This is a genomic window from Nocardia sp. NPDC050718, from assembly GCF_040654235.1.
Taxonomy (GTDB): Bacteria; Actinomycetota; Actinomycetes; order Mycobacteriales; family Mycobacteriaceae; genus Nocardia.
Genome location: NZ_JBFAHQ010000007.1, coordinates 201,299 through 208,584, shown reverse-complemented (window position 1 = coordinate 208,584; position 7,286 = coordinate 201,299). Strand labels below are relative to the sequence as shown.

The following is a 7,286-nucleotide window of genomic DNA, read 5'->3' as shown; positions in this document are numbered from 1 at the left end:
GGCGGCCAGTGGGTTCTGGACTGTCGCGCTGCTCGGCGACGATACGAGGATGGCTCACCGAGCCCTGCCCCGACCAGGTCAGCTGCCGTAGCGGGCCAGGACCGAGCTGGCTTCCTGGGAGGCGGTGCCTTCCTGGGCCAGATGGGCCATCGCCTCGGGGATCTCGCGGCCGTGATGGGCCATGGCCTGCGCGTAGAGGCGGCCGGCGCGGTAGGAGGACCGGACCAGCGGGCCCGCCATCACGCCGGCGAAACCGAGTTCCTCGGCGACCTTGGAGTGCTCGACGAACTCCTCCGGCTTCACCCAGCGGTCGACCGGGTGGTGACGCGGCGACGGGCGCAGGTACTGGGTGATGGTCAGGATGTCGCAGCCCGCCTCGTGCAGGTCACGCATCGCGGCGGTGACCTCCTCCGGGGTCTCGCCCATGCCGAGGATGAGGTTGGACTTGGTGACCAGACCGGCCTCGCGGGCCGCGGTGATCACCGCCAGCGAGCGCTCGTAGCGGAAGGCGGGGCGGATGCGCTTGAAGATGCGCGGCACCGTCTCCAGGTTGTGCGCCAGCACCTCGGGGCGGGTCGAGAAGACCTCGGCGAGCTGATCGGGGTCGGCGTTGAAGTCGGGGATGAGCAGCTCGACGCCGGTGCCCGGGTTGAGCGCCTTGATGGCGCGCACGGTCTCGGCGTAGAGCCAGGCGCCACCGTCGTCGAGGTCGTCGCGCGCGACGCCGGTGATGGTGGAGTAGCGCAGGCCCATGGCCTGGACGCTCTCGGCGACGCGGCGGGGCTCGTCGCGGTCGAGGGCGGCGGGCTTGCCGGTGTCGATCTGGCAGAAGTCGCAGCGGCGGGTGCACTGCTCACCGCCGATGAGGAAGGTGGCCTCGCGGTCCTCCCAGCATTCGAAGATGTTGGGGCAGCCCGCTTCCTCGCAGACCGTGTGCAGACCCTCGCGCTTCACCAGGCCCTTGAGCTCGGTGTACTCCGGGCCCATGGTGGCGCGGGTGCGAATCCACTTGGGTTTGCGCTCGATCGGGGTCTCCGCGTTGCGCGCTTCGATGCGCAGCAGTTTGCGTCCGGCGGGGGCAGAGGCGTCGACGGAGGTCACCGGACCGACTCTACGCTCGGGGCGACGACAGTCGCGGCGCCGGTGGTGCGATCAATGTCATGCTGCTGAACGGGAATTTCGCCGTCGAGGGCGGCAACGATCGCGGCCGCGACGAGCGGCTTGATCTCGGTGACGGTGACCTCGCGGCCCAGCTCGCGGGTCAGCGAGGTGACCCCGGCGTCCTTGATGCCGCACGGCACGATCGCCTGGAAGCCGTCGAGGGCGGAGTTGCAGTTCAGCGAGATGCCGTGCAGGGCGACGCCGCGCTGCACGCGCACGCCGATGGCGGCGATCTTGCGCTCGGCCAGCCACTCGGTGGCGGGCAGCCACACGCCCGAGCGGCCCTCGACCCGGCCGCACTCGATCCCGAGGCCGGACACGACCTGGATCAGGGCCTCCTCCAGCCTGCGCACGTACTGCACGACGTCGACCGGCTCGGCCAGGCGGACGATCGGGTAGCCGACCAGCTGGCCGGGACCGTGCCAGGTGATCTTGCCGCCGCGGTCGACCTGCACCACCGGGCTGCCGTCGATCGGCAGGTCCTCGGTCTCGGTGCGGCGGCCCGCGGTGTAGACGGACGGATGCTCGAGCAGGAGCAGCCGGTCGGCGCCTTCGCCTGCGGCGCGCTCGTCGGCGATCTGCCGTTGCAGCTCCCAGGCGGCGGTGTATTCGATGAGTCCGAGATCCTCGACCACGATCGGGGTCGAATCGAATCGAGCGGACGCGGTGGGGCGCGTGTCGTTCACGGCCCTGACGTTACGCCCACGGGCCACCGGGGGTGAAGACCGGTCGGGACGTCGTGATCCGGTTCGCTCGCCGATGGCTCCGGGTGCGCCGGAGCCGGACGGTCGGCTGGTCAGACGTCCAGCGGGAAGGTGCGCTGCATCAGCGTCAGGTCCATCCAGCGGCCGAACTTGTGGCCGACTTCGGGCAGCTCGCCGACGGTCCGGAAACCGAAGCGCTCGTGCAGGGCGATGGACCCGGTGTTGCTGGATTCGATGGCGGCGATCATGGCGTGCACGCGGCCGGAATCGGTGGCGCGGGCGACGAGTTCGGTGAGCAGCGCGCTGGCGACGCCGCGGCGCTGGAAGCGCTCGTCGACGTAGACGGAGTTCTCGACCGAGAAGCGGTAGCCGGTCTTGGGCCGCCACTGGCCGTAGGAGGCGTACCCGGCGACCTCGCCGTCGATCTCGGCGACCAGGATCGGCATGCCCGCGGCGGTGCGATCGGCGAACCAGGTGAGCCGGTCGTCGAGGTCGACCTCGTCGGTGTCCCAGATCGCGGTCGAGGACGCGATATTGGTGTTGTGGATCGTGAGGACGGCGGGGAGGTCGGCCTTGTCGGCGTCACGGATGAACATCACTGACCTCCGGGGCGACCGACGGCGGCGGCGAGCGCGGCGCCGATCGTGGGGTGCTGGAAGGTGTAGCCCGCCTGCTCCAGCGCGGCGGGAATCGCGCGCGGGCCGCGCAGGATGGCCTCGTCGGCGAGTTCGCCGACCAGGGCGCGCAGGGCGACACCGGGGACGATGAGCGGGGTGGGCCGGTGCAGGGCCCGGCCGAGCGCGCGGCTGAACTCCGCGTTGGTGACCGGGGCCGGGCCCGCGGCATTGATCGGGCCGGACACCTCGGGGTGGGTGAGCGCGAAGACGATCGCGCCGACCTCGTCGTCGAGGGAGACCCACGGGGTGTACTGGCGGCCGCTGCCGAGGCGACCGCCCAGGCCGAGCCAGTACAGCGGTTGCAGCATGCTGAGCATGCCGCCGTTGCGGGCCAGGACCACGGCGCTGCGGACCAGGACGGTGCGCACGCCCGCAGAGCTGGCCGGCTCGGTCGCGGCTTCCCAGTCGCGGCACAGGGTCGCGAGGAAACCGGTTCCGGCGGGGGAGGTCTCGTCGACCACCGCGTCGCCGGTGTCGCCGCCGTAGTAGTGCGCGCCGCTGGCGTTGACCAGCGTCGGCACTCCGGCGGCGGCGACCGCCGTGGCCAGGACATCGGTGGGGGTGATCCGGCTGTCGCGCAGCGACTGCTTGTAACCGCCGTTCCAGCGGCGCGCGCCGATGCTCGCGCCGCACAGGTTCACCACCGCGTCGGCCCCGCGCAACGCCCGCTCGTCGAGCTGGGCGCGCGCGGGTTCCCACGCGAATTCGTCCGGTGCCGCGGGAGCGCGGCGCACCAATCGCGACACCTCGTGCCCGTCGCGGCGCAGAGCCGCGACGAGCGCCGTCCCGATCAGCCCGGACGAACCGGCGATCACCACCTTCATCTTCGGCCGAATTCCTCGACTACAGACCCAGATCGGCCTCGAACGCTGCCTCTTCCAACCGGTGCCGGATGGTGGTGAGGAAGCGGCCCGCGTCGGCGCCGTCGATGAGCCGGTGATCGTAGGTCAGCGGCAGGTACACCATCGAGCGCACGCCGATCGACTCGCTACCGGTCTCGTCGGTCACCACCACCGGGCGCTTGACGATCGCGCCGGTGCCGAGCATGGCCGCCTGCGGCGGGACCAGGATCGGGGTGTCGAACAGCGCGCCCTCGGAGCCGATGTTGGTGATGGTGAAGGTGCCGCCGGACAGCTCGTCCGGCTTCAGGCCACCGGTGCGGGCGCGGTTGGCGATGTCGGCGATCGCGCGGGCCAGCCCGGCCAGCGACAGGTCGCTGGCGTTGTGGATGACCGGCGAGAGCAGACCCTGCTCGGTGTCGACCGCGATACCCAGGTGCACCGACGCGTGGTAGGTGATCTCCTTGGTGTCCTCGTTGTAGGAGGCGTTCACGTTCGGGTGCACACCGAGGGCCTCGACGACGGCCTTCGCGAAGAACGGCAGGTACGTCAGGTTGACGCCCTCGCGCGCCTTGAACGAGGCCTTGGCGAGCTGACGCAGATGCGCGATCTTGGTGACGTCGGCCTCGTGGACCTGGGTCAGCTGCGCGGTGGTCTGCAGCGATTCGCGCGTCTTGGTGGCGGTGATCTGCCGGATCCGGCTCGCCTTCTGCGTGGTGCCGACCAGACCGGCCAGCTTCGGCGCGGTGGCCTGCTTGGCCGGGGCGGCGGGCGCGGCGGCGACGGCCGGAGCCGCGGCGGGCGCGGGCGCGGGCGCCTTCTTGGCCTCGGCCGCGGCGAGCACATCCTGCTTGCGGATGCGGCCGCCGACACCGGAACCGGTGAGCGACGCCAGGTCGACGTTGTTCTCCTCGGCCAGCTTGCGCACCAGCGGGGTCACGTACGGCGAGCTGCCGTTGGCGGTGACCGCCGGGGCAGGAGCCGACGCGGCCGGAGCCGGGGCGGGCGCGGGGGCCGGGGCAGGCGCCGGAGCGGGGGCAGGTGCCGGTGCCGGGGCAGGTGCCGGTGCCGGGGCGGGAGCCGCCGCGGCGGGCGCGGGGGCCGGAGCAGGCGCGGGAGCCGGTGCCGGGGCGGGCGCCGGAGCGGCCGCGGGCGCACCGCTGCCGATCACACCCAGCTGACCACCGACGGCGATGATGTCGTCTTCCTGCGCCGAGATCTCCAGCAGCGTGCCGGCGACCGGGGACGGGATCTCGGTGTCGACCTTGTCGGTGGACACCTCGAGCAGCGGCTCGTCGACGGCGACGGTGTCACCGACGGCCTTGAGCCAGCGGGTCACGGTGCCCTCGGTGACCGACTCGCCCAGCTCGGGCATCTTCACGGGCGTACCGGAAGCGGCGGCGGGGGCGGCGGCGGGGGCGGCGGCGGGCGCGGGAGCCGGGGCCGGGGCGGGAGCCGCGGCGGCGGGGGCAGGCGCGGGGGCCGGAGCCGGAGCGGGTTCGGCAGGCGCGGCAGCAGGCGCGGGCGCGGCGGCAGCGGCTTCGCCCGCCTCGCTGATCACACCGAGCTCACCGCCGACCTCGACGATGTCGTCTTCCTGGGCGACGATCTTCGACAGCACACCGGCGGTGGGCGACGGGATCTCGGTGTCGACTTTGTCGGTGGAGACTTCGAGCAGCGGTTCGTCGACCTCGACCGTGTCTCCTTCCTGCTTCAGCCACCTGGTCACCGTTCCCTCGGTGACGCTCTCACCAAGAGCCGGCATCTGGACGGAGAAGGCCATGTCCTCTGTCTCCTCTGACTGTTAGACGGGTAATACAACAGTGCTTCGACCCCGGCAGACACCCGTCGCGGGTCGCGGCGTACGTCCACCCCACCGCGAGAGCGAGGCGTCCGGGAATCGTCGGTTTCTTGTTCCGGCAACCATCCTTGCACTCGCCCGCCGACGACGTAGCGCAGGGCGGCATTCCGGGCAGAGCTGGCACCATGGAATGTACGGCGGTGAGCAGATTTCCGTCGGAGCGCAGGAGGTTGTTACCGGTGGGTTTGCTGGATCGTTTCCGCGGTGCGCGCGGCCGGAGCAGGACAGTCGCTCGTGACAGCGCGTCGGAGATCGCCGCGCTCGCCGACTGGGCGCGGGCCCGCCGTGGCGTCGAGGCGTTCATCGAACCGAAAACCGCTGTGACCGATGTCACAGCGGTGCTGGTGGCCGCGGACGGCGAATGGACCCGCCGCATCGTCGGCGAACGCGGCGCGCGGCGACTGGCGGGCGCGCTGAAGATCCCGGTCTACGACGTCAACCGCACCGGCTATCCGCAGCGCATGCGCGACTACGACGCCCGCCGCCGCATCGAGCAGCGGCGGGCCCGCGAGCAGGAGTAGTCGACTACTCCGCGCCGATCTCCTCGATCACCGTGATCAGGGTGCGCACCGGGACACCGGTGCCGCCCTTGCCGATGTAGCCGAACGGCCCGCCGGTGTTGTACGCCGGACCCGCGACATCCAGGTGCGCCCACTGCACGCCCTCGGGCACGAACTCCTTGAGGAACAGTGCGGCCGAGAGCATTCCGCCCCACCGGTGCGGGGCGACATTGGCCAGGTCGGCGACCTTGGAGTTGAGATCGGCGCGCAGTTCGGCGGGCAGTGGCATCGCCCAGCCGTGCTCGCCGACCGACCGCGAGGCGGCGGCGACGCGGTCGCGGAACTCCTCGGTGCCCATCACGCCGGGCGTGCGGGTGCCGAGCGCGACCATCTGGGCGCCGGTCAGGGTGGCGACGTCGATCAGGTAGTCGGGCTCGTCCTCGGCGGCGCGCACGATCGCGTCGGCCAGGATGAGCCTGCCCTCGGCATCGGTGTTGAGCACCTCGACGGTGGTGCCGCCGTACTGGGTGAGCACATCGCCGGGGCGCTGCGCGGTAGCCGAGGGCATGTTCTCGGCCATCGGGACGGTCGCGGTGACGGTGACCGGCAGCCCGAGCCGGGCGGCCAGCAGGGTGGTCGCGATGACCGCCGCGGCGCCCGCCATGTCGGAGGTCATGTTCTCCATGTTGGCGGCGGGCTTGATCGAGATGCCGCCGGTGTCGAAGGTGATGCCCTTGCCGACCAGCGCGATCTTCTTGGGGCCGCCCGCGTAGGTGATGCGCACCAGGCGCGGCGGCCGCGCGGAGCCCTGGCCGACGCCGACGATGCCGCCGTAGCCGCCCGCGGCGAGCGCGTCCTCGTCGAGCACCTCGACCTCGAGCCCGGCCGCCTCGGCGAGCACGCGGGCCCGCTCGGCGAACTCGGCCGGGTACAGCGCGCTCGGCGGGGTGTTGACGAAATCCCGCGCGGTCGCGACGGCCTCGGCGACGAGCTGGGCGCGCAGCAGTTCCAGGACGCCGAATTCGGGCTCGGGAACCAGCAGTTCGACGCGCAGCACCGGCTGCTCGTCCGGCTTCGGCGCGCTCTTGGCCGACTTGAAGGTGGTGAAGGTGTACGCGCCGAGGTAGAAGCCCTCCGCCGCGGCGGCCAGGTCGACGCCCGAGAGGGTGGTCGCGACGAGCTCGGTGCCGCTGAGCGCGCGCCCGGCCACGCCCGCGCTGCGGCGGACCTGCTCGGCGTCGACCTTGTCGGCCGCGCCGAGGCCGACCGCGAGCACGCTGGTCACCTCGGCCAGCGCCGCGGGGGCGGGCACCCGGGTGAGTTCCTCGGGCTTGCCCTTCGCACCGACCGCGCCCAGGGCATCGAGCAGCTCCGCGCGAACCTCGGCGGTGAGCACGTCGCCGAACAGGTCGGCGGGGACGATGGCCGGTCCGTTCTCCGAGGAGGTCAGGCCGATCACCAGTACATCGGTGTCCGGGCTGATGGTTTCGGTGCGTGCCAATTCCGGTCCGAGTGAACGATCTGCAACAGCGGTCATCGCCCCA

General features: G+C 71.9%; 7 protein-coding genes. 1 reads left to right on the top strand and 6 read right to left on the bottom strand.

Annotation, left to right across the window (positions count from 1 at the left end):
• Window positions 1-78: 78 nt before the first annotated feature.
• The 5 genes from lipA to sucB all read right to left on the bottom strand — a co-directional run bounded on the left by lipA (window position 79) and on the right by sucB (window position 5,164).
• Entirely contained in the window at window positions 79-1,101 is a 1,023-nt protein-coding gene (gene lipA / locus AB0H54_RS28285; RefSeq protein WP_357349371.1) for a lipoyl synthase, read from the bottom strand.
• Window positions 1,098-1,847: a lipoyl(octanoyl) transferase LipB gene (gene lipB, locus AB0H54_RS28280; RefSeq protein WP_357349369.1), complete on the bottom strand. Its 750-nt coding sequence runs from the start codon at window positions 1,845-1,847 to the stop codon at window positions 1,098-1,100. Before lipB ends, lipA begins: the two co-directional genes overlap by 4 nt.
• 110 nt (window positions 1,848-1,957) lie before the next feature.
• A complete protein-coding gene (locus tag AB0H54_RS28275; protein WP_357349367.1) occupies window positions 1,958-2,461 on the bottom strand; it encodes an N-acetyltransferase family protein in 504 nt (167 codons plus the stop codon).
• Window positions 2,461-3,366, bottom strand: a complete 906-nt coding sequence (locus AB0H54_RS28270) for a TIGR01777 family oxidoreductase (RefSeq protein ID WP_357349366.1) — start codon at window positions 3,364-3,366, stop codon at window positions 2,461-2,463. Before AB0H54_RS28270 ends, AB0H54_RS28275 begins: the two co-directional genes overlap by 1 nt.
• A gap of 19 nt (window positions 3,367-3,385) precedes the next feature.
• Window positions 3,386-5,164, bottom strand: a complete 1,779-nt coding sequence (gene sucB / locus AB0H54_RS28265; protein ID WP_357349364.1) for a 2-oxoglutarate dehydrogenase, E2 component, dihydrolipoamide succinyltransferase — start codon at window positions 5,162-5,164, stop codon at window positions 3,386-3,388.
• Between the two features lie 257 nt (window positions 5,165-5,421).
• Between sucB and AB0H54_RS28260 the strand changes: the two genes are divergently transcribed.
• A complete protein-coding gene (locus tag AB0H54_RS28260; protein WP_357349362.1) occupies window positions 5,422-5,763 on the top strand; it encodes an oxidoreductase in 342 nt (113 codons plus the stop codon).
• A gap of 4 nt (window positions 5,764-5,767) precedes the next feature.
• Here AB0H54_RS28260 and AB0H54_RS28255 read toward each other — a convergent pair whose 3' ends face one another.
• Window positions 5,768-7,279: a leucyl aminopeptidase gene (locus AB0H54_RS28255; RefSeq protein WP_357349360.1), complete on the bottom strand. Its 1,512-nt coding sequence runs from the start codon at window positions 7,277-7,279 to the stop codon at window positions 5,768-5,770.
• Window positions 7,280-7,286: the final 7 nt, after the last annotated feature.

Bases quoted from the DNA above. Each gene is read 5' to 3' on its own strand.
- AB0H54_RS28275 (WP_357349367.1), bottom strand. From the start codon at position 2,461: ATGTTCATCCGTGACGCCGACAAGGCCGACCTCCCCGCCGTCCTCACG.
- AB0H54_RS28255 (WP_357349360.1), bottom strand. From the start codon at position 7,279: ATGACCGCTGTTGCAGATCGTTCACTCGGACCGGAATTGGCACGCACC.
- sucB (WP_357349364.1), bottom strand. From the start codon at position 5,164: ATGGCCTTCTCCGTCCAGATGCCGGCTCTTGGTGAGAGCGTCACCGAG.
- AB0H54_RS28270 (WP_357349366.1), bottom strand. From the start codon at position 3,366: ATGAAGGTGGTGATCGCCGGTTCGTCCGGGCTGATCGGGACGGCGCTC.